We start from the raw sequence: 22,220 nt of genomic DNA on the forward strand, positions 1-22,220 counted from the left end.
TTCGCGAGATTTGTGATGAAACTGAATAAACAGAACCTGACCCAACTGGCGCCGCACGTGAAAATCCCGGCCTATGCGATTGCCAGCACCACGCAGGGCATCGCGCATATCGGCGTCGGCGGCTTCCACCGCGCGCACCAGGCGTATTACACCGATGCATTGATGAACACGGGCGAGGGCCTCGACTGGAGCATCTGTGGGGTCGGCCTGCGCGCTGAAGACCGCAAGGCCCGCGATGACCTGGCTGGCCAGGATTACCTGTTCACCCTGTATGAACTGGGCGATACCGACGACACCGAAGTGCGCGTGATCGGCTCGATCAGCGACATGCTGCTGGCCGAAGACGGCGCCCAGGCGTTGATCGACAAGCTGGCCGACCCGCAGATCCGCATCGTTTCGTTGACCATCACCGAAGGCGGCTACTGCATCGACGACAGCAACGGCGAGTTCATGGCCCACCTGCCGCAGATCCAGCATGACCTGGCGCACCCCAAATCGCCGAAAACCGTGTTCGGCTTTATCTGCGCGGCGCTTACCCAACGTCGCGCGGCCGGTGTGCCGGCATTTACGGTGATGTCCTGCGATAACCTGCCGCACAACGGCGCCGTCACGCGCAAAGCGCTGCTGGCCTTCGCTGCCCTGCACAACGCCGAGCTGCACGCGTGGATCAAGGCCAACGTGAGCTTCCCGAACGCGATGGTCGACCGCATCACGCCGATGACCAGCACCGCCCACCGTTTGCAGCTGCATGACGACCATGGCATCGACGATGCCTGGCCGGTGGTGTGCGAGCCGTTTGTGCAATGGGTGCTGGAAGACAAGTTCGTCAATGGACGCCCGGCCTGGGAAAAGGTCGGCGTACAGTTCACCGATGACGTCACGCCCTACGAAGAGATGAAGATCGGCCTGCTCAACGGCAGCCACCTGGCCCTGACTTACCTGGGTTTTCTCAAGGGTTACCGGTTTGTGCACGAGACCATGAACGACCCGGTGTTTGTGGCTTACATGCGCGCCTATATGGACCTGGACGTCACACCCAACCTGGCGCCGGTGCCGGGCATCGACCTGACCGAGTACAAGCAGACTCTGGTGGATCGCTTCTCCAATCAGGCGATTGCCGACCAGTTGGAGCGGGTGTGTTCGGACGGGTCGTCGAAGTTTCCCAAGTTCACCGTGCCGACCATCAATCGCTTGATTGCCGATGGGCGTGAGACCGAGCGCGCGGCGCTGGTAGTCGCGGCCTGGGCGCTGTACTTGAAGGGTGTGGATGAGAATGGCGTGAGCTACAAAATCCCTGATCCGCGCGCGGCGTTCTGTCAGGGACTGGTGAGCGATGATGCGTTGATCAGCCAGCGGTTGCTGGGTGTGGAGGAGATTTTTGGCAAGGCTATTCCCAACTCTCCCGAGTTTGTGGCAGCGTTTGAGCGGTGCTATGCAAGCCTTCGCGATAACGGCGTTACCGCAACCCTGCAGCACCTCCTGAAGAAACCGGCTTAACAATGTGGGAGGGGCTTGCCCCCGATGGCGGTGTATCAGTCAAATGCCTTTCACTGACCCACTGCTTTCGGGGGCAAACCCCTCCCACCGTTGATCGGGTTTTCAATCCAAAACAACAACACTGCTGAGCACTCCACCATGACCCAGCAAAACCTTTACCTTGGCATCGACTGCGGCACCCAAGGCACCAAGGCCATCGTCCTCGACGCCACAAGCGGCAAGGTACTGGGCCTGGGCGCCGCTGCGCACACGCTGATCAGCGGCGCCAATGGCCGGCGCGAACAACATACCCAGGAATGGCTGGACGCCTTTACCGAAGCCACCCACCGCGCCTTGCAGCAGGCCGGCGTGGACGGCCAGGACATCCTCGGCATCGGCGTTTCCGGCCAGCAGCACGGCCTGGTGCTGCTGGATGATCAGGGTCAGGTGCTGCGCCCGGCCAAACTCTGGTGCGACACCGAAACCGCAGCGGAAAACGACCGCCTGCTGCAACACCTGGGTGGCGAAAGCGGTTCCCTGGAACGCCTCGGCGTGGCGATTGCACCGGGTTACACCGTGTCCAAACTGCTGTGGACCCGCGAGCAGCACCCGGACGTGTTCGCACGCATCGCGCATATCTTGCTACCCCACGATTACCTCAACTTCTGGCTCACCGGCCGCGCCGTCGCGGAATTCGGCGATGCGTCGGGCACCGGCTATTTCAACGTGCGAACGCGCGAATGGGACGTGGCGCTGCTTCAGCACATCGACCCCAGCGGCCGCCTGCAAGCTGCCCTGCCTGAACTGATCGAGGCGAATCAAAGCGTGGGCACGATCCTGCCCGCCATCGCCGAACGCCTGGGCATCAACCCCAACGCCAGGGTCTCCAGCGGCGGCGGCGACAACATGATGGGCGCCATCGGCACCGGCAACATCGCGCCCGGCGTGATCACCATGAGCCTGGGTTCGTCGGGCACCGTGTATGCATTTGCCGATCAGCCGACTGTGAGCCCACAAGCGTCGGTGGCGACCTTCTGCTCCTCCAGCGGCGGTTGGCTGCCGTTGATTTGCACGATGAACCTGACCAACGCCACCGGCGTGATACGCGAATTGTTCGACCTCGACCTGGCCGCCTTCAACGCCTTGGTCGCCCAGGCACCGATTGGCGCCGACGGCGTCAGCATGCTGCCCTTTCTCAACGGCGAACGTGTGCCCGCCCTGCCCCACGCCACCGGCAGCGTGCACGGCTTGACCATGACCAACCTGACGCGCGCCAACCTGTGCCGTGCGGTGGTCGAGGGCACTACCTTTGGGCTGCGTTATGGCCTGGACCTGCTGCGCCAGACCGGCCTGCAAAGCCTGCGCATCCGCCTGATCGGCGGCGGTTCAAAAAGCCCGGTGTGGCGTCAGATGGTCGCCGATATCATGAACACCGAAGTCGTCTGCACCGAACAAAGCGAAGCCGCCGCCCTGGGCGCGGCGATCCAGGCGGCGTGGAGCCAGTCCGGCGAGTCCCTGGCCAGCTTGTGCGACAAATGCGTCAGCGTCGACCCGGCCAGCCGCACGCTGCCGGTGGCGGCCAGTGTCAGTGCCTACCAACACGCTTACGAGCGCTATCAACAACTCGTGGCAACCCTTTAAGAGCGAACGACTATGTATCTGGTGTGTGGCGAAGCGCTGTTTGATTTTTTCAGCGAGGAGGATGCCAGCGGTCAGGCGTCCAAGGTCAATTACAAGGCGATTGCCGGCGGCTCGCCGTTCAACGTGGCCGTAGGCTTGCGCCGTCTGGGCATCGACTCCGCGCTGTTCGGCGGGTTGTCCAATGATTTTCTCGGCCAGCGCTTGCTGCAAGTGCTCAAGGACGAGGGCGTGAGTGAGCAATTTCTGGTGGAATTCCCCGCGCCGACCACGCTGGCGATGGTGGCTGTGGGCGCCAATGGCTCACCGCAATACAGCTTTCGCGGCGAAGGCTGCGCCGACCGCCAGCTGCGGGTGGTGCATTTGCCCACGCTGGGCCATGAAATTCGCGGGCTGCACATCGGTTCGTTTTCGCTGGTGGTGCAACCCATCGGCGACACGCTGCTGAACCTGGTCAAGCGCGAAAGCGGCAAACGCCTGATCAGCCTGGACCCCAACGTGCGGCTCAACCCGCAGCCGGATATCCAACTGTGGCGTGATCGCGTGAGCGAGTTGGTCAAGCATGCCGACCTGATCAAAGTCAGCGACGAAGACTTGCACCTGCTCTACCCCGACCAGTCACCGGAAAGCGTGCTGCAAGGCTGGTTGCAGCACCGTTGCCAACTGGTGTTTCTGACCCGAGGCGGCGACGGCGCAACGGTGTTCAGTCGCCAGCACGGCAGTTGGTCTGCAACGGCGGTCAAGGTGGTGATCGCCGACACCGTGGGTGCCGGTGACACCTTCCAGGCGGCGTTGATTGCCTGGCTGACCGAGCAGCAGCTTGATTCGGTAGAGGGTTTGCAACAGCTGTCGCGTGAGCAGATCGACAGCATGCTCGACTTCGCCATTCGCGCCGCCGCCCTGACGTGCAGCAAGACCGGGCCGGACTTGCCGTACCGCGCTCAGCTGGGCTGATTGCCCATGACTGCAGGCCACGTATTTTCGTGGCTTGCAGTCAGCGTCAGGGCGAGCAAAGCCTGCTGACCGCGACGGGTACATCCAACGCGTTGGGCTGTATGTCGGCCAACACCGTGCGTTGGTAAAAAAGATGAAGGTTTTGTCAGCCAAGGCAAAATTAATCGATGGTTAATCCCGCGAGCCGAGAGTGAAGGTGTACCCACTTGCGGAGAACTACCATGAAACTGCGCACTTTGATGCTTGGCGGCGCATTGACGCTGGCAACCGTCTCGGGCCTGGCCCAGGCAGACACCCAAGCCACAGCGACCAAACCGGTGCCCTACCAGTACGGCATGCCGATGAACGTTAAAACGGTGATTGCGATGCATGAAACCGACACTAACGTTTGCAAAGTCATCAACGCCGATATCAAGTTTGTCGACACCGCGGGCAAAGTCGAAGACGTCGGCTACCGGAAAATGTCCGAAGCCTGCGATTTCCAGAATTGATCCTTCACACTGGCGACAGAACCGTATTGGGCCTGGCCTCTACCAGGCCCGCAGTTCCCCAGTGACTCAACCTCGCACAACGCCTGATGACTAGCCGCGCCCTCCCACTCTTTGCAGAGCGGGCGAATGGGTGTGCTTGAGGTCTTCGCGCAAGCCGCTGATCAGGTTGCAAATGGCTCGACTGCTGTCGAGTTTGTCAGCGTTTATACCTTTTACTTCCAAATCCACTCGGTCGCGGTCACGGTCGTCATAGACTTTGATCGTCAACGAAGCATCTTCGGCTTTGGTGCATTCGCACCGTTTAGGCAGGAAACTTCCTTCAATAATACTGCGAAGTTCTAATTCCGAAAGCATGGCCAACCTCTCCTTTCATGAGACTGCCAACAGATTGTTATGTCCGGCAGATGCGTGTCTGCCACGTCTTACCGACCCTGGAAGACGCTTACAATCACCAGCGTACTCGGCAAAATCCATTCTCGTTGTAACTTTTCCTCATAAGCGGCACGCGCGGTTATATAAGTCTGGGAACTGCGTGCAAATTCTCGGCGAACAGCGTTGATTAAACGGTTATGCACTAATTTGAACCCTGCGCTGCGACTCTTTCTGCAACATGTCGCAAACTATCAAAGTTGATATTTGCCCCGGAATTCACCGCCACCAAGGTTTGCCCACACAGCGCGTTTTGCGCCACGTACTTGCGGATGCCCGCTACCGCCAGTGCGCCGGATGGCTCGGTGATGGAGCGCGTATCGTCATAGATCAACTTGATCGCGCTGCACAGCTGGTCGTTGCTGACAGTGATGACTTCATCCACCCAGTCGCGACAGATTTCAAAACCATAAGCGCCGATCTGCGCCACCGCCGTGCCGTCGGCAAACCCGTCCACGCTGGGCAACACCACGCGCTCGCCCGCGCGCAGCGCCGCCAACAGGCAGCTGGACCCCTCAGGCTCGACACCGACGATGCGCACCTGGGGCCGCAGGTATTTGACGTACGCCGCGATCCCGGCGATCAAACCGCCGCCGCCCACCGGCACGAAGATCGCGTCCAGCGCGCCCTGTTGCTGGCGCAGAATTTCCATCGCCACGGTGCCTTGGCCGGCGATCACGTCCGGGTCATCGAACGGCGAGACAAAGGTGCAACCCGAGGTCTCGGCCAATTGCAGGGCATGCGCCAGGGCAAACGGGAAACTCTCGCCGTGCAGCACCGCCTCGGCGCCTCGGGAGCGAACGCCGAGCACCTTCAGCTCAGGCGTGGTGCACGGCATCACAATGCTTGCCTTGATCCCCAATTCGCGCGCCGCCAGCGCTACACCTTGGGCGTGGTTGCCCGCCGACGCCGTCACCACGCCCCGCGCCTTTTGCGCCTGCGTGAGCTGCACCAATTTGTTGTACGCCCCGCGGATTTTGAAAGAAAAAGTCGGCTGCAGGTCTTCGCGCTTGAGCAACACCTGATTGCCCAGCAATGCCGAGAGTGCCGGTGCCGCTTGCAAGGGCGTGCGCACTGCCAGGTCATATACCGGGGCGGCGAGAATCTTTTTCACATAGTGTTCAAGCAATGCCGTATCAGCGGTGTGGGGGACGGGGCACATGCTCATGGGGTGTCTCCTGGCTTTTTTACAGGGCTCTGAGACGGAAAAACAAAACCCGCCTCGAGGGCGGGTTTGGGTACAGCCGTGTGCTATCCCGCCAAATGAGGAATGGCGGTAATAATGCTTGGCTGGCTGCGGAAGGCTAGAAATGTCATGTCACGAAATTAACCGCCACTCACCGGCCACGTCAATGCCCAACCGCCCATTCTCCGGCAGGGGTTTACGGCCAGCATACGAAACGTATACGCTTTGTATATCAACACCACACAGTGAACGTCATGGGCATCGTCAAGATCACCGACCAATTGCACGAACAGCTTCGCCTGGCCAGCGCTGCCATGGACCGCTCCATCAACGCCCAGGCCGAGTTCTGGATCAAGATCGGCCTGCTCGCCGAACTCAACCCACACCTGCCCTACAACGAGCTGATCAACAAGCTGTTGCTGGACAAGCCCGACCTGATCCGGGGGCGCAGCTGATGATCAAGACCGCCGCCCAACTGGCAGTGATGCGTGAATCCGGACGCCTGCTGGCCCAGGTTTTCGACATGCTTGACGGCTTTGTCGCCGCCGGCCGCTCCACCCTGGAGCTGGACAGCGCGGTCGAGGCGTTCATTCGTAACGACCTCAAAGCCCGCCCGGCAAGCCTGGGGCAATATGACTATCCCTTCTGCATCAACACCTCGATCAACGAGGTGGTGTGCCATGGCATGCCCAGCGCCAAGGATATTCTCAAGGACGGCGACATCATCAACATCGACATCACCCTGGAAAAAGGCGGTTTTATCGCTGACGCCAGCAAGATGTACATGATCGGCACCGTGGCGCCCAAGGCGCGGCGCCTGGTGGAACAGACCTTTGAAGCCATGTGGGCCGGCATTCGCCAAGTCAGACCGGGCGCGCGCCTGGGTGATATCGGCCATGCGATCCAGAGCCATGCGCAAGCCAACGGCTACAGCGTGGTGCGCGAATACTGCGGCCACGGCATCGGCCGCCAGATGCATGAAGAACCGCAAATCCTCCACTTCGGCCGCCCCGGCACCGGCCTGGAGTTGCGTGAAGGCATGGTGTTTACCATCGAGCCGATGCTTAACCAGGGCAGCGCCAAGGTGCGCGACTTGAAAGATGGCTGGACGGTGGTGACCAAGGACAACAGCCTGTCGGCGCAGTGGGAGCATACCGTGGCGGTAACGGCCGACGGGTTTGAGGTGCTTACCTTGCAGGTAACGGATTGAGGCGTGTAGATGTGGGTGTGGCGGCTGGTGCTGGGGCATACCCATTTTTGGGGTGACGGCAGTTGAGTGGTTAGATCACAAGCAAAGCCGAGGCGGCCTGATTTTGGAAGCTGAACCCACTCTAATGTGGGAGCTGGATTGCCTGCGATGGCATCAACCCGGAGTACCTGATGGACCGAGGTGCCTGCATCGCAGGCAAGCCAGCTCCCACAGAAAAGCCAAGCACTGCGGTGCTGGCAGCTGAACTCGGTCAACTTGTGGGAGCGGGCTTGCTCGCGAAAGCGGTGTGCCAGTGCCACATGAGCTGACTGAACCACCGCCTTCGCGGGCAAGCCCGCTCCCACAGTTGGATCTCTGTGCATCAGGTAGATGGGTGTCGTGTGTACTCGGCCAGCTCCCACAGAAAAGCCAAGCACTGCGGTGCTGGCAGCTGAACTCGGTCAACTTGTGGGAGCGGGCTTGCTCGCGAAGGCGGTGGGCCAGTCAACTCATGTGTAGCTGACACACTGCCTTCGCGAGCAAGCCCGCTCCCACATTTTTGGATCGGATGACATCAGGGTGATGCGCTGTGGAACGCAGGCCCCCAGCGTAGAACCAAGCGGGCCTTACCGCAGCAACGGCTAGGTACTCCCATCACACCACACTTGCCCCGCCCGCGATTCGCTTGAGCCCAAGCACCATCAAGCCGGCCCCCAACGCCATCGCGGCCATCAGCAGCGGGTACGACACCCACCACGCCGTACCCGCCGTCATCATGCTGAATTCCGACATGCCACCCACACTGGCAATCAGGTTAAGCGGCAGGAACACCACGTTAATCAGGGTCAACTTGCGCAGCAGGTTGTTCATGCTGTTGTTCATCAGGTTGCCACGCGCGTCGATCAATCCGGAAAACACATTGGAATAGATCTCCGCCTGCTTGTAGCACTGGTGGTTTTCGATGATCAGGTCGTCGATCAACCCCAGGATCTCGGCACTGAAATGCTCTTTTTCAGCGTGATTACGCAGCCGCGACAGCACCGCGCCGTTGCTGTGCAGCGCATTGATGTAATAGATCAGGCTCTCACTGAGGCTGAACATCTGCATCAGATGATGGTTGCTCATCGACGCGTTGAACTGTTGCTGCAATTCGCGCGCAACCAGCTTGATCACCTTGAGGTGGCCCAGGTAGTGGTGGATGTTGTTGAGCAACAAATCAAGCAGCACATCCAACGGCGTGTGCAGCGGCCGGCGCGCGCCGAGCCCCGACAGCGGGGTTTCATCGGTGGCAATCACCAGCAGGCGATCCTGCGAAAACAACAAGCCGCACGACGACACCTCAAACACCAGGTTGCCGCCGCCGGAGTAGTTTTCCGGGCGTTTCCAGATCAGGAACAGGTTGTCGGGGTGAAATTCGATGCGTGACACTTCATCCGGGTCAAGGGCCGAGGCCAGCGCATGTTCATCCAGCTTGTGGTGGTCGCGCAGCCATTCACGTTCGGCCAGGTCCGGGTTGTTGAACAACATGATCGGCGCATCATCACCTCCTGCGCCGCACAACTTTCCACCGGTCAATTCAAAGCGCTGGATCATCGCGCGTCACCACACCTGGCCCTGGCGCTTCAACTCCAGGCGCCGCACGAACTCCTCCAGCACCAGGGCGTACAGGTCGTCTTGCAGGTAGGCGTCTTCGATACCGGCGTCCATGTTCGGGTTGTCGTTGACCTCGATCACCACCACCTTGTCGCCGGACTGCTTGAGGTCGACGCCGTAGAGGCCGTCGCCGATCAGGTTGGCGGTCTTCACCGCCAGCTCCACCACCGCCTTGGGCGCTTCGTGGACCGCCAGGGTACGGCATTCGCCGTTGATGTCCTGGCCGATAGCCTTGTGGTTGTAGATCTGCCAATGGCCCTTGGACATGAAGTACTGGCAGGCAAAGATCGGCTTGCGGTTGAGTACACCGATGCGCCAGTCGTACTCGGTGTAGAAAAATTCCTGGGCCAGCAACAGCACCGAATGCTCGAACAATTCAGCGGTGGCCTTGAGCAAGGCCTCCTGGCTTTCCACCTTGATCACACCGCGCGAGAAACAGCCGTCGGGGATCTTCAACACCAGCGGGAAGCCCAGGCGCTCGCCCACCCGCTCGAAATCTTCCGGTCGCTCCTTGTACAGAATCTCGGTGGCGGGCATCCCCAGCTGGTGGCTGTTGAGCAGGTCGGTGAGGTACACCTTGTTGGTGCAGCGCAGGATCGACGCCGGGTCGTCCATCACCACCAGGCCTTCGCTCTCGGCCTTTTTGGCGAAGCGGTAGGTGTGATTGTCGACGCTGGTGGTCTCGCGGATCAGCAAGGCGTCGTACTCGGCGAGGCGCGAGTAATCCTTGCGCTCGATCAGTTCCACATCGATGCCCAGGCCCTTGCCGACCCGCACGAAGTTTTCCAGGGCGCGGGCATTGGAGGGCGGCAATTGCTCCTGCGGATCGTGCAGGATGGCCAGGTCGTAACGGGCCAGCCTGCGTGAACGCGGTTGGCGCCAGATCTTGCGGCTGAAGTTGTCCAGAGCGTGGGCAAACTGGTCTTCCTGGTCATCACGCAACTTGTGCAATACGCCGGATTTGACCCCTTCGATGTGCCAGCCGTTATTCTTGCGAAACTCAACTAACAGAATCGGGCACGGGAAGGTTTCAAACAACTGACGGGCCAACTCCTGCAACGGTTCTATATTGGTCAGGCCAAAGTAAAGTGTCAGGGTAAAGCCTTCGGTATTGCTGTAGAGGTGATGACTCAAGGCTTTATCGAGGGTTTTATCCAGGTCATCCAGCGACAGGCCATACAGCGACTTTTTCGTCAGTTCACTGATGGTGCGCACCGACGGAATCACCTTGTGCCCGCGCGCCTCGGCCAACAGCGAGCAGTAATAACCATGCCCCAGGTATTTGTAGCTGCGGCACAGGTTGATCACCTGCACGCGCTTGCCCGTCTCGCTCTCGCGGGTTTGCTCAAGGTATTCCTGGGCGGTGACGATATCTTCGCTGGGAAAGTAGGAGGCCCAATCTTCCTTGCGTTCGACAATAATCACGACTTGACTGGAGCCTTTAAGGGGAGGAGAAAAATAACCCGTGGAAGTTATTGTCGCCGCGACAGTTTGCTCGGATACTTCACGCCAATGACTTTGTACCGCCGACATAATATTTGATCCGCTTTAGAGAACTCGACCTTTTCTATTAAGCACGATCTTTTAGAGAAGTCCCGTTTCGTTACGCAACTTTTACGGCGGTCATATGGCTCTTTCCTTTCGCGTTGCAACCCCCGCTGACGTGCCCGAACTGGTGGCACTGGAACAGCACTGTTTCACCACCGACCGGCTTTCGCCGCGCAGTTTCCAGTGGATGATCAGCCGCGCTCATGGCCAGTTGCTCGTCGCCGAAAATGACGACGTTTTGCTCGGTTACGCCTTGGTGCTGTTCCATCGCGGCACCTCACTGGCCCGCCTGTACTCCATCGCCATCGCCGAACATGCGCGCGGCATGGGCCTGGGCAAGCAGCTGCTTTCGCGCATCGAAGCCTGCGCCGTGGCGCATGATTGCGCCTACCTGCGCCTGGAAGTGCGCACCGACAACCCCGGCGCCCTCGCCCTGTACGAGCGCAATAGCTACCGGCGCTTCGCGCTGATCAATGACTATTACGAAGACCATGCACCGGCCCTGCGCCTGGAAAAACGCATCGTCCAGCACCAGGACGCGCGCCCGCAAAACGTGCCGTATTACCAGCAAACCACCGACTTCACCTGTGGCGCCGCGTGCCTGCTGATGGCCATGGGCGCACTGGTGCCGACGCGCGTGGCCGGCCGGCGCGAAGAGCTGCAAATCTGGCGTGAAGCCACCACCGTGTTTATGACCGCCGGCCACGGCGGCTGCAGCCCGCAAGGCTTGGCCCTGGCCGCGTGGCGTCGGGGCTTTCGCGTACGCATGCAGGTGAATGTGCGCGGCCCGCTGTTTCTGGACGGCGTGCGCGACCAGCATAAAAAGGACGTCATGCGCCTGGTGCACGAAGCATTTGAAGAAGAACTGGCCGGCAGCGACGTCGAGCAGGTGTTCGGCGGCGCGTTGGATTTGCCGCAGGTACTGCGCGATGGCGGGCAGCCGCTGGTGTTGATCAGCAGCTACCGCCTCACCCGCTCCAAGTCGCCACACTGGGTGATGGTCACCGATTGCGACGACGACTTCGTCTACCTGCACGACCCGGATGTAGACCACAGCCAGCACCGCCAGCCCCTGGACTGCCAGCACTTGCCGGTCAGCCACGGGGAGTTCGAACGCATGTGCCGCTTTGGCAACAACAAGTTGCGCGCGGCGGTGGTGCTGTTCAAGCCACTTGCTTGATCCCGGCCTTGGCTTCCAGCTCACGTACCAGCGGCAACACGCGTTTGCCGAAGTACTCGACTTCCTCCTGGAAGTGCAGGAAGCCCGCCAGCACCAGGTCCACGCCCACGGCCTTGAGCGCGACGATGCGCTCGGCAATTTGCTGCGGTGTGCCGATCAGGTTGGTCTTGAAGCCGTCGTTGTACTGCACCAGGTCTTCGAAACTGGATTTGGCCCAGTTGCCCTCGCCTTCCGGTGAGGCTTTGCCGGCCTGCTTGGCCGCGTCACCAAAGGCATTCACGGCCTCCGGGTCGGCCTTGTCGATGATCTCGGCGAGCACCGCGCGGGCTTCTTCTTCGGTGTCGCGGGCGATCACAAAGGCGTTTACGCCGACTTTGACCGAATGGTTATTCGCCGCCGCCTTGGCGCGAATGTCATCGACCTGAGCCTTGATGCCTTGCGGGGTGTTGCCGTTGGTGAAATACCAATCCGACACACGCGCCGCCATGTCCCGCGCGGCGCGCGAGCTGCCGCCCTGGAACACTTCCGGTTGGCCCAGGGGCTTGGGCTTGAGGGTGTAATTGTTGAAGCGGTAGAAGTCGCCCTTGAAGGTGAAGTCGTCCTGGGTCCAGATGCCTTTCAACGCGCGGATAAACTCCTCGGAACGGCGATAACGCTCATCGTGCTCCAGCCAGGGTTCGCCGATGGCCTGGAACTCGCCCTTGAACCAGCCACTGACGATGTTCACCGCGATACGGCCATTGGTCAGCTGGTCGATCGTCGCCAGTTGCTTGGCCGCCAAGGCCGGTTGCCACGGACCGGGCAAGATGGCCGCGATCACCTTGAGCGTGGTGGTCGCCGCCAGCAGCGCATGGCTGAAGGCTACGGATTCATGCTGGTTTTCCGCGCCATAGCCGGCGGTGAAGCGAATTTGCGTGAGGCCGTATTCAAAACCGGCCGCTTCCGCCAACTGCGCCAGTTTGCGGTTGTAGTCGATGCCCCAATGGGTGCGTTGCTCGATCTTGCTGACCACCAGCCCACCGCTGACGTTGGGCACCCAATAGGCAAATTTCACGGCTTGCTGACTCATCTGGCAGTACCTCGCACGAAGGGATGTTCCAGGGCTAGAGCAGCAAGCGTGCCAGGCCGGTGCAAACGCCCTGGCCATGGGCATCGCGGTAAAAATTCCAATCTTGGAAGGCTGAGCCGTCGATGTCTTGGATTACACCGATTTGTCGATTCGCTGTTGCCGGAGCAACAGTGGATGGGCTGCTTCCCCCCGTAAATACGGGCTGCAGCCACCGGCACGAACTGTGCAATCAGCCAAGGACTGATACTGCCAAGGAGCTGCCCACCATGACCGAACAACACGTCATCAACCCGCTGTCCACGGGTGTCGATTACCCCACGTTGGCCGCGCGTTTCCGGCCGATCTTCCAGCGCATTGCCGCGGGTGCGATAGCGCGCGAACAGACCCGCGCCCTGCCCTATGAACCGATCCAATGGCTCAAGCAGGCCGGCTTTGGCGCCGTGCGGGTGCCGGTGGAATACGGCGGCGGCGGCGCGTCGCTGCCGCAGTTGTTCGAGTTGCTGATCGAGCTGGCCGCCGCCGACTCCAATGTGCCCCAGGCGTTGCGCGGGCATTTCGCCTTCGCCGAGGACCGTCTGAATGCGCCACCCAGCGCTGGCCGCGACCTGTGGTTCAAGCGCTTTGTCGAGGGCGACATCGTCGGCTGCGCCTGGACCGAAATCGGCAACGTGGCCATCGGCGAGGTGGTCACTCAGGTGAGCCCCGACGGCGATAAATGGAAACTCAACGGTGAAAAGTTCTACAGCACCGGCAGCCTTTTCTCCGACTGGATCGACGTGTACGCCCAGCGCAGCGATACCGGCGCGGATGTGATCGCCGCCACCCGCACGCGCCAACCTGGCGTGGTGCAAAGCGATGACTGGGATGGCTTTGGCCAGCGCACCACCGGCAGCGGCACCAGCCGTTTTACCGATGCGGTGGTGGACGCGGAAAACGTCATCGACTTTGCCACTCGGTTCAAGTACCAGACCGCGTTTTATCAGCTGGTGCTTCTGGCGACCCTGGCCGGGATTGGTCGTGCGGCACTCAGCGACGTGGCTCATCAGGTGCGCAGTCGCAAACGCATTTACAGCCACGGCAATGCCGCGCATGTCAGCCAGGATGCGCAGGTTCAACAAGTGGTGGGTGAGGTGGCGGCGCTGGTGTATGCCGCCGAGGCCAGTGCGTTGAAGGCTGCGGTGCCGGCGCAACAGGCGTACCTGGCGCGGTTTGCCGGGGATGAGGTGGCCGAGCGGGAGGCGAATGTGGCAGCCGAGATTGAATCGGCGACGGCGCAGGTGGTGGTGTCGGCGCTGGTGCAGCGGGCCACCACGGAGTTGTTCAATGCGCTGGGGGCGTCGGATGTGCGCCAGGGTAAAGCGCTTGATCGCCACTGGCGCAATGCCCGGACGGTGTCGTCGCATAATCCGGTGATCTACAAGGCGCGGATTGTGGGGGACTGGGTGATTAACGGGACTGAGCCGCCGTTTGTGTGGCAGATCGGGAATGGGCCGGCCAAGGGGTAGGCTTTTTGATCGCTCAGGGTTGGGGGTATATCCGTTGGTTGGATGATGGCTGAGATAGGTTCCGCCCTTACGGCGGGTCACTCTGGAAAAGCCCCAAAGTAACCAAAGGGCTCTTGCCCCACCGCTCGGCACCTCGCTCACGCTTGGGTGTGCCTGAGATCAAAAGCAGAGCACGGCGGCCTGGTAGCCGACCTGAGTGGTTAGATCAAAAGCGGAAGCGAGGCGGCCCGACAGCCGACCTGACCCTTGAAGCTGAACTCAATCAAATGTGGGAGCGGGCTTGCTCGCGAAGGCGGTGTGCCAGTGACACATGGGCTGACTGAACCACCGCATTCGCGGGCAAGCCCGCTCCCACATTTGGATCTCTGTGCGTCAGGTAGGTGGGTGTCGGTTGTACTCGGTCGAAGGTGGGAGCTGGCTTGCCTGCGATGGCATCAACCCGGTGGGCCTGATGGACCGAGGTGCCTGCATCGCAGGCAAGCCAGCTCCCACAGAAAAACAAAGCAGTGCGGTGTTGGAGGCTGAACTCGGTCAACTTGTGGGAGCGGGCTTGCTCGCGAAGGCGGTGTGCCAGTGACACATGGGCTGACTGAACCACCGCATTCGCGGGCAAGCCCGCTCCCACATTTGGGTGTCTGTGCATCAGATAGAGGTGTGTTGCTGTGATTTTGCCAAAAGTGACCCGCTGTAAGAACGGAACCGCCAGCCGCCGTTACCGCAGCAACGGATATGTACTCACCCCACTCAGAAACCTGAAAACATCAGAACGCCAACTTATAGCCAATAGTCATCAACATAACCGCCAGACAAGGCCGCAACACACCATCAGGAACCTTACCGGTCATGTGACTCCCCAGGTAAATCCCCGGCAACGACCCCATCAGCAAAAAGCCCAGCAAATGCCAATCCATATTCCCCATGCTCGCGTGCCCCAGGCCCGCAATCAGCGTCAGCGGCACAGCATGGGCAATCTCGGTACCCACCAGCCGACGCGTCGCCAGAAACGGGTACAGAATAAACAGCGCCACGGTCCCAAGCGCACCCGCGCCGATGGACGTCAGGGCAACCATGGTGCCAAGGATCGCACCGGTCACCACCGTCAACAGGTTCAAGTTGCGCGAGCTCATGTGATAGTCATCACCCGCATGCCGCTGTGCAAAAGCCAGCAGGCTTTTCTTGAACAGAATCGCCAGCGCCGTCAGCAGCAACACCACACCAAGCGCCTGCTTGATCACCGCGTTCATGGCGCTGGGGTCAGTATGCAGACTGGCAAGGAACCACAGGGTCAGCAGCACCGCAGGCACACTGCCCAAGGTCAGCCAACCCGTAATGGTCCAGTCGATATTCTTGTTCTTGCTGTGCACCAGCACGCCACCTGACTTGGTGATGGCCGCGTACAACAAGTCCGTGCCCACGGCGGTCGCCGGGTTGATGCCGAACCACAACAGGATCGGGGTCATCAAAGACCCCCCACCGACACCGGTCATGCCGACGATAAAACCAACCACCAGGCCGGCGATGACAAAACCAAAGTTACCCACATCCATACAACTACCCGCGGCCTTATAAATTTCTGGCCGCAGGATAGCGATTTTTCTTATAACGACTTATATCAATATGATCTGACTTTATGCCTTTTGTGTCAGCCGTTGACAGACGTAGGCCTGCGTCTGATACGGAAACGCCACAGTGTCACGCCCCCGCAAGGCAGGGTGCGTGTCGATTAGTGCCTGCAATTGCGCAGTCACGCGGGCTTTCTCGGCGGCGGGCAGCGCCGCGATAAAGCTCACCGACAGGAAGCGATCCATGATCACCTCCTGAGGGCTGCCGACATGCTGATAGGCAAAGCAGGTCATTTCGGGTGCGGAAAAATACTCGCCGGTGAAGGCTTCGCGCCAGCGGCCTGTATGAAAGCGCGGCGTGTCGCCTTCATAGGGGGTGATGATGTCGGTGATGGCGGCGACCCAATCCACCGATTCATCGCGCACATTCCACACCAGCCCAAGGCGCCCATCGGGTTTGAGCACGCGGTGGATTTCTGCCAGCGCGGCTTCGGTAGAAAACCAATGGAACGCCTGCGCACAGACCACCGCCTCGGCGACGGCGGTTTCCAGGGGAATGGATTCGGCGGTGCCATTGACCAGGCGCACATCGGGTAACAGTTTATTGAGCTGCGCGCCCATCGCTTCGACCGGTTCGACCGCCACCAGCGTTGGCGCCAGGGTGCTGAGCAAACGGGTGAACTTGCCGGTACCGGCGCCCAGGTCGATTACCGTCGATTGCGCATCGATGTGCAGCGCATCAGTGAGCCAGCCGGTGAGTTGTCGTGGATAGTCGGGCCGGCCTTGGGCGTAAGTGGCGGCCTGGGTAGAGAAACCCTGTTGAGCAGACGTGTGAACACCAGTCATTGCCAATCTCTCCTCGGGTAAAGCGGGGGCACAGTGTGCGCCCTTGTGCATTTATTTTCTAATCACTGCATCCAATCGAGCGCGGCCTGGGTAGTGCTTACAGTGACCCCGCTGTTTTACTCAATGGAGAAACACCGATGAACGCTAAAGCACTGTTCTGCCTGACCGCCCTGCTGGCCGCCGCGCCAATGGCTTTCGCCCAGACCGGCCTGCCCGACAGCATCAAGGTGCCGGATGGGCACAAAGTGGCGCTGGAGACCACAGGCGTCGGCGAAATCACCTACGAATGCCGCGACAAAGCTAACGCTCCCGGCCAGACCGAGTGGACGTTTGTCGGCCCCAAGGCGGTGTTGAATGACCGCAGCGGCAAGCCAGTGGGCACCTATTTCGGCCCACCGGCTACATGGCAAGCCCAGGACGGTTCGAAAATCACCGGCACGCAGTTGGCCGTGGCGCCGTCCGGTGCGGGCAACCTGCCGTACCAATTGGTCAAGGCCAACCCGGCCGAAGGCAAAGGCGCAATGAGCGGTGTGAGTTATATCCAGCGCGTGGCGCTCAAGGGTGGCGTGGCGCCGAGCACCGAGTGCAGCGCTGCCAACAAAGGCACGCAGGCAGTGGTGAAGTACCAGGCCGACTACATCTTCTGGGCGGCCAACTGAGAACAAACTCGGCTACGCTGCCCCTGTAAGAGCCGGCTTGCCGGCGAGGGTCGTCAACGATGACGCAGGGCACCTGGGTTTACGCTGCGCCCGTGCCCGTTTTCGCCGGCATGCCGGCGCCCTGCAGCTCGGTGGCGATTGTTATGACAATGGTGGAAACACGTGGCCTTGCCTGACGCCGATTTTGATTACGAAACCTGTCTACTGGCCTGCGCCCGTGGGGATCAACGCGCCTTGCGCCAGCTCTATGAACAGGACAACAGCCGTTTGCTCGGCGTGGCTTTTCGCATTGCCAGGGACAAATCCCTGGCCGAAGACATCGTGCATGACGCGTTTATCAGGATCTGGCGTGGCGCCGGCAGTTTCGACCCCAACCGCGGCTCGGCGCGCGGCTGGGTGTTCAGCGTGACCCGGCACCTGGCGCTCAATGCCGTGCGCAATCACTACCGCGAAGCCCCCCTGGGCGACGCGCACGAGCACATCGCCACAACCGACACCGTTGAATTCGCTTCGCGCTCGGGGCAGGTCCACGCCTGCCTGGAGCAGCTCGACCCGGCCCGTCGCGCGTGCATCCTGCATGCCTACGTCGACGGCTATTCCCACAGCCAAATCGCACAGAAACTGGACACCCCGCTGGGGACCGTCAAAGCCTGGATCAAACGCAGCCTCGCTGCGCTGCGGGAGTGCATGGCATGAGCAACCCTCTGGACGAACTGGCTGGCGAATACGTGCTGGGCACCCTGCCCGCCGCGCAACGCGCCGAGGTTGAGCAACGCTTATCCGAGGATGCCGAGTTGCGCGCGGCGGTGGACGCATGGGAGCAGCGCCTTTTGCCGCTGACCGCATTGGCCGAACCGGTGCCCCCTTCTGCCCAGCTGTGGCGGCGCATCGAGCGCACCGTCACGCCTGCCGACACCCGCGCCGACCTGCACACATCGTGGTGGAACCTGCTGGCACTATGGCGCGGTTTGGCCGGCGCGGGGCTGATGGCGACGTGGGTACTGGCGACGCTGCTGCTGACCCGCCCGCCCGCTGCAGAACCCACTTTTGTGGTGGTATTGGTGGCGCCGCAAAGCCAGGCTCCGGGTTGGGTGATCCAGGCCAGCAATACTCAGCAGATCCAGTTGATTCCATTGGGTGTGATGCAAGTGCCTGCCGACAAGGCGCTGCAGTTCTGGACCAAGGCGGATGGCTGGCAAGGCCCGGTGTCGCTGGGGTTGGTCAAGCCAGGCCAGACGCTGTCGGTGCCGCTGGACAAACTGCCGCCACTGGCGCCCAACCAATTGTTCGAGCTGACCCTGGAAGACCCGAATGGCTCGCCGACCGGCAAACCCACCGGGCCGATCCAGGCGATCGGCCGCGCCGTCAAGGTGCTCTGATCAGCCGACGCTGGGCAACCACAGCCGGAACCGTGCCCCGCCCAAGGGTGACGCCTGGGCCGTTAACGTGCCGCCCTGGGCCTCCATCGCACGCCGGCTGATGGCCAGGCCGAGGCCGAAGCCTCCGGTGGCGCGGTCGCGGCTGCGGTCCAGGCGATAGAAAGGTTCGAAGATCCGCTCACGCTGGTCTAGCGGAATGCCGATGCCATCGTCATCCACCCAGATCTCGCAGCCCTTGGCACACACCTTGACGCCCACCTGAATGCGCTTGTCGCAATAGCGCGTGGCATTGCGCAACAAGTTTTGCAGTGCGCGGGCGGTGAGGCGCGGGTCGAGGCTGAAGCGCTCCACCGCGCAATCAAGCGCCACGTCGATGACAATCTCGGGGTTTTCCAGTTCGTCATCGACGCTGCCCAACACGCTGTCGACAAACTCGTCGAGCACCACGTCCACTCGCTCCGGCAGTTGCGCCGGGTTTTGCAGACGGCTGTAGGACAGCAATTCCAGCACCAGCTCGTCCAGCTCACGAATGTGCGCCACCAGGCTTTGCAGGCGCTCGCGACTGGCTTGGGGCAAGTCTTCGGACAACGCCAGCGCCAGGCCGAAATCCAGGCGGGTCAGCGGCGTGCGCAGTTCATGGGAGACCGCATTGAGCAGGTCACGCTGTTGATTGAGCAGGCGCTCGATATCGTCGGCCATGGTGTCGAACACCGACGCCAGGCTGCCAATGTTGGAACTGGGCGGAATCTGCGTGCGCTCGCCCAGGTTGCCCTTGCCCAGTTGTGCGGCGGTGCTTTTCAGGCGCTCCAGGTCACGCCAGTGCGGGCGCAGCCAAAACAGCAGGCAAGCCAGCAGCGCGGCGCCGATCAGCACGTTCATCGACCAGTACAGCAAGTTCATGTCCATCGGGTCGGGGGGAATCGTCAGCTTGACCGCAAACTGCTGGTTGACCGGCGAACTGATTTCTTCCATCCAGCCCCATTCGCCGAGGCGGATCACCGGCTTGCCCTGCTCCAGCAGCTTTTCTTCGGCGGGCGTGTAGCTGGCGTCCTGGCGCAACAGCAGTTTGACTTTCAGCGGCGCGAAGTCGCGGCCCAATTGCTCGGTCACCTGGGACCAGCGCTCAACCGGCGCGCGCAGGTATTGTTTGACGATGAGCGTCTGCAGGCCACGGGTCTGCTCGACGTTGTAGTCCATGTAACGGTGTTCGAACAGCTGGATCACCAACCGCGGAATCAGAAAGATCGCCGCACTGAAGGTGATGATGGTGATCAGGTAGAGGCGCAGCAGGACACGAAACATGGATCAGCATTCCCACTCGGAACGGCTGAACAGGTACCCCTTGCCCCACACGGTCTTGATCTTGCGCGCCTCGCCCGCGTGATCGTCGAACTTGCGGCGCAGCTTGGAGATGGCCACGTCCACCGAGCGGTCGGTGCCGTTGAACTCGATACCGCGCAGGCGCTGCAGGATCTGGTCGCGGCTGAGCACTTCACCGGCGTGCCGGGCCAGCACCACCAGCAGGTTATATTCACCGCTGGACAGCTCCACGGCCTGCTCGCGCCAGCTCACGGTGCGCTCCGACAGGTCGATGCACAGGTTGCCCATGACGATCTGGTCGTTGGCCGCCTGAGGTTCGGACAGGCTGCTGCGGCGCAGCAAGGTGCGCACACGGGCGAGCAGCACGCGCGGCTCGCAGGGTTTGGTGACATAGTCGTCGGCGCCCATTTCCAGGCCCAGCACCTGGTCGTGACTGTCGTCGCGCGCAGTGAGCATCAGGATCGGCAAGCCTGCCGAGTCTGCGCGCAGCAAGCGGCACACCTGCAGGCCATCGAGGCCGGGCAACATCAGGTCGAGGATCACCAGGTCCGGCGGGTTGAGGCGCGCGCGTTCACGTACGTGGTCGCCACGGCTGAGCACGCTGACATGGTAGCCATTGCGCTCCAGGTAGCTGGCAATCAGCTCGGAGAGTGCGGCGTCGTCTTCCACCAGGAGGATGTTGGGCATGGTGTTTCCAAATAATGCAGTTCATCAGGTGTACAGAAACCCAATGTGGGAGCGGGCTTGCTCGCGAATGCGGTGGTTCAGTGGATAGATTTATTGGCTGATCCACCGCCATTAGGGGCAAGCCCCCTCCCACATGTGATCTTTGCTGTTTGCAGGATTGTGCAAGGATATACGCCCTCAGGCGACTATGGGTCGCACCTTACATTTCTTCACAGACGAGCTACACAGCTTCACAGCACCACGGCGCAGGTGTCTTTAGGATGCGCCAGTCAATATTGGGATATGAGCATGTCGAAGAATCTGTTTGCGCCGTTTTGCCTGCTGGCCCTGGCGCTCGCCCTGAGCGCATGTGGCCAGTCGGCGGACGAGGCGCCGCAAATGCCCCTGGCCAAAGTGCGCATCGAGACCCTGCAGGCCAAGCCCCTGTCGATCACCAGTGAACTGAGCGGGCGGATCGCCGCGCCGCGTATTGCCGAAGTGCGCGCGCGGGTGGCCGGTGTGGTCATGCAGCGCGTGTTCAAGGAAGGTCACGACGTGAAACAGGGCGACGTGCTGTTTCGCATCGACCCGGCCCCGTTCAAAGCCGACCTGGACAGCGCCCAGGCCAACCTGAGCAAGGCGCAGGCCAACGCGTTCCAGGCGCGCCTGCAAAAGCAGCGCTACAGCCAGTTGGTCGAGGGCAACGCCATCAGCGGCCAGGACTACGACAATGCCCGCGCTGCCGTGCGCCAGACCAACGCCGAAGTCGCCGCTAACAAAGCTGCCGTCGAGCGCGCCAAACTCAACCTGGGCTACGCCACCGTGACCGCGCCGATCTCCGGGCGCATCGGCCGCGCGCTGGTCACCGAGGGCGCGCTGGTCGGGCAAAACGAAGCCACGCCGCTGGCGATCATCCAGCAACTGGACCCGATCCACGCCGACCTGACCCAGTCCACCCGCGAGTTGAACGACCTGCGCCGCGCCTTCCGTGCCGGCAGCTTGAAGCAGGTCGGCCAGGACCAGGCCAAGGCCACGCTGATCGAGGACGACGGCAGCCTGTACCCGCTGCCAGGCAAATTTCTGTTTGCCGAAATCAGCGTCGACCCCGGCACCGGGCAGATCATCCTGCGCAGCGAGTTTCCCAACCCGGACCTCGACCTGTTGCCCGGCAGCTTTGTACGCGTGCGCCTGGAACAGGCGGTGGACAAACAAGGCATCAGCGTGCCGCAACGCGCCATTACCCGCGACAGCGCCGGCATCCCGATGGTGCTCTTGCTGGACGCCGAACAGGTTGTCAGCCAGCAACCGGTGGAGCTGGGCGCGGTGATTGAGGATCGCTGGATCGTCAGCAACGGACTCAAGCCCGGTGACCGCATCATCGTCGAAGGCCTGCAACACGCACGCCCCGGTGAAAAAGTCGAAGTGGACGACAGCCCTGCGCCGAATGCCCAGGCCTCGGTCCGCTAAGCA

Annotated in this window: 21 protein-coding genes; 12 read left to right on the plus strand and 9 right to left on the minus strand. The window is 61.3% G+C overall.

Features of this window, described 5'->3' with window-relative positions:
* Positions 1-15 precede the first annotated feature (15 nt).
* The 4 genes from L8K08_RS12320 to L8K08_RS12335 all read left to right on the plus strand — a co-directional run bounded on the left by L8K08_RS12320 (position 16) and on the right by L8K08_RS12335 (position 4,559).
* Positions 16-1,497: a mannitol dehydrogenase family protein gene (locus L8K08_RS12320; protein WP_242197165.1), complete on the plus strand. Its 1,482-nt coding sequence runs from the start codon at positions 16-18 to the stop codon at positions 1,495-1,497.
* Positions 1,498-1,635: 138 nt separating this feature from the next.
* On the plus strand, positions 1,636-3,117 hold the full coding sequence (gene xylB, locus L8K08_RS12325) for a xylulokinase (protein ID WP_242197168.1): 1,482 nt from the start codon (positions 1,636-1,638) through the stop codon (positions 3,115-3,117).
* Positions 3,118-3,129: 12 nt separating this feature from the next.
* Positions 3,130-4,068 (plus strand): carbohydrate kinase, encoded by a 939-nt coding sequence (locus L8K08_RS12330; RefSeq protein ID WP_242197171.1) that lies wholly within the window; start codon positions 3,130-3,132, stop codon positions 4,066-4,068.
* Positions 4,069-4,289: 221 nt separating this feature from the next.
* Positions 4,290-4,559 (plus strand): DUF2790 domain-containing protein, encoded by a 270-nt coding sequence (locus tag L8K08_RS12335; RefSeq protein ID WP_242197174.1) that lies wholly within the window; start codon positions 4,290-4,292, stop codon positions 4,557-4,559.
* 90 nt (positions 4,560-4,649) lie between these two features.
* On the opposite strand, the gene L8K08_RS12340 is transcribed toward L8K08_RS12335, so the two are convergent.
* Entirely contained in the window at positions 4,650-4,913 is a 264-nt protein-coding gene (locus tag L8K08_RS12340) for a DUF1652 domain-containing protein (RefSeq protein WP_145165664.1), read from the minus strand.
* Between the two features lie 220 nt (positions 4,914-5,133).
* Complete coding sequence (gene ilvA / locus L8K08_RS12345; RefSeq protein ID WP_242197177.1) at positions 5,134-6,156, minus strand: threonine ammonia-lyase, biosynthetic; 1,023 nt, start codon at positions 6,154-6,156, stop codon at positions 5,134-5,136.
* 272 nt (positions 6,157-6,428) lie between these two features.
* On the opposite strand from ilvA, the gene L8K08_RS12350 reads away from it, so the two are divergent.
* The gene (locus tag L8K08_RS12350; protein WP_003190946.1) at positions 6,429-6,629 is read left to right on the plus strand and encodes a ParD-like family protein; all 201 of its coding nucleotides are present in this window, start codon (positions 6,429-6,431) and stop codon (positions 6,627-6,629) included.
* Positions 6,629-7,384 (plus strand): type I methionyl aminopeptidase, encoded by a 756-nt coding sequence (gene map, locus L8K08_RS12355; RefSeq protein ID WP_242197180.1) that lies wholly within the window; start codon positions 6,629-6,631, stop codon positions 7,382-7,384. The genes L8K08_RS12350 and map overlap by 1 nt, the downstream gene beginning before the upstream one ends.
* Before the next feature lie 633 nt (positions 7,385-8,017).
* Here map and L8K08_RS12360 read toward each other — a convergent pair.
* Positions 8,018-8,956 (minus strand): magnesium transporter CorA family protein, encoded by a 939-nt coding sequence (locus L8K08_RS12360; RefSeq protein ID WP_242197183.1) that lies wholly within the window; start codon positions 8,954-8,956, stop codon positions 8,018-8,020.
* 6 nt (positions 8,957-8,962) lie between these two features.
* A complete protein-coding gene (locus L8K08_RS12365) occupies positions 8,963-10,549 on the minus strand; it encodes a RimK family protein (RefSeq protein WP_242197186.1) in 1,587 nt (528 codons plus the stop codon).
* 94 nt (positions 10,550-10,643) lie between these two features.
* Between L8K08_RS12365 and L8K08_RS12370 the strand changes: the two genes are divergently transcribed.
* Positions 10,644-11,744, plus strand: a complete 1,101-nt coding sequence (locus L8K08_RS12370; RefSeq protein ID WP_242197189.1) for a GNAT family N-acetyltransferase/peptidase C39 family protein — start codon at positions 10,644-10,646, stop codon at positions 11,742-11,744.
* On the opposite strand, the gene sfnG is transcribed toward L8K08_RS12370, so the two are convergent.
* The gene (gene sfnG / locus L8K08_RS12375; RefSeq protein ID WP_242197192.1) at positions 11,728-12,813 is read right to left on the minus strand and encodes a dimethylsulfone monooxygenase SfnG; all 1,086 of its coding nucleotides are present in this window, start codon (positions 12,811-12,813) and stop codon (positions 11,728-11,730) included. The two genes, L8K08_RS12370 and sfnG, sit on opposite strands and share 17 nt — an antisense overlap.
* A 266-nt stretch (positions 12,814-13,079) precedes the next feature.
* On the opposite strand from sfnG, the gene L8K08_RS12380 reads away from it, so the two are divergent.
* Positions 13,080-14,318 carry an acyl-CoA dehydrogenase family protein gene (locus tag L8K08_RS12380; protein WP_242197196.1) on the plus strand — a complete coding sequence of 413 codons (1,239 nt, stop codon included), beginning with the start codon at positions 13,080-13,082 and terminating at the stop codon, positions 14,316-14,318.
* Between the two features lie 761 nt (positions 14,319-15,079).
* On the opposite strand, the gene L8K08_RS12385 is transcribed toward L8K08_RS12380, so the two are convergent.
* Together L8K08_RS12385 and L8K08_RS12390 are read right to left on the minus strand one after the other, a co-directional pair.
* A complete protein-coding gene (locus L8K08_RS12385) occupies positions 15,080-15,865 on the minus strand; it encodes a sulfite exporter TauE/SafE family protein (protein ID WP_242197199.1) in 786 nt (261 codons plus the stop codon).
* Between the two features lie 81 nt (positions 15,866-15,946).
* Entirely contained in the window at positions 15,947-16,726 is a 780-nt protein-coding gene (locus L8K08_RS12390) for a class I SAM-dependent methyltransferase (RefSeq protein WP_145165673.1), read from the minus strand.
* A 137-nt stretch (positions 16,727-16,863) separates the two neighbouring features.
* Here L8K08_RS12390 and L8K08_RS12395 point away from each other — a divergent pair, with 137 nt between their 5' ends.
* The 3 genes from L8K08_RS12395 to L8K08_RS12405 all read left to right on the plus strand — a co-directional run bounded on the left by L8K08_RS12395 (position 16,864) and on the right by L8K08_RS12405 (position 18,764).
* Entirely contained in the window at positions 16,864-17,385 is a 522-nt protein-coding gene (locus L8K08_RS12395; RefSeq protein WP_242197202.1) for a DUF3455 domain-containing protein, read from the plus strand.
* A 168-nt stretch (positions 17,386-17,553) separates the two neighbouring features.
* On the plus strand, positions 17,554-18,081 hold the full coding sequence (locus L8K08_RS12400) for a sigma-70 family RNA polymerase sigma factor (protein ID WP_242197916.1): 528 nt from the start codon (positions 17,554-17,556) through the stop codon (positions 18,079-18,081).
* On the plus strand, positions 18,078-18,764 hold the full coding sequence (locus L8K08_RS12405; RefSeq protein ID WP_242197205.1) for an anti-sigma factor: 687 nt from the start codon (positions 18,078-18,080) through the stop codon (positions 18,762-18,764). The genes L8K08_RS12400 and L8K08_RS12405 overlap by 4 nt, the downstream gene beginning before the upstream one ends.
* Here L8K08_RS12405 and L8K08_RS12410 read toward each other — a convergent pair whose 3' ends face one another.
* A complete protein-coding gene (locus L8K08_RS12410) occupies positions 18,765-20,066 on the minus strand; it encodes an ATP-binding protein (protein WP_242197208.1) in 1,302 nt (433 codons plus the stop codon). It abuts the gene before it with no gap.
* A gap of 3 nt (positions 20,067-20,069) precedes the next feature.
* Entirely contained in the window at positions 20,070-20,771 is a 702-nt protein-coding gene (locus tag L8K08_RS12415) for a response regulator transcription factor (RefSeq protein WP_145165677.1), read from the minus strand.
* A 288-nt stretch (positions 20,772-21,059) separates the two neighbouring features.
* On the opposite strand from L8K08_RS12415, the gene L8K08_RS12420 reads away from it, so the two are divergent.
* On the plus strand, positions 21,060-22,217 hold the full coding sequence (locus tag L8K08_RS12420) for an efflux RND transporter periplasmic adaptor subunit (RefSeq protein WP_242197212.1): 1,158 nt from the start codon (positions 21,060-21,062) through the stop codon (positions 22,215-22,217).
* Positions 22,218-22,220: the final 3 nt, after the last annotated feature.

It is taken from the genome of Pseudomonas sp. TREG-RG-20F-10-E-6-01 (genome assembly GCF_022662455.1).
GTDB lineage: Bacteria > Pseudomonadota > Gammaproteobacteria > Pseudomonadales > Pseudomonadaceae > Aquipseudomonas.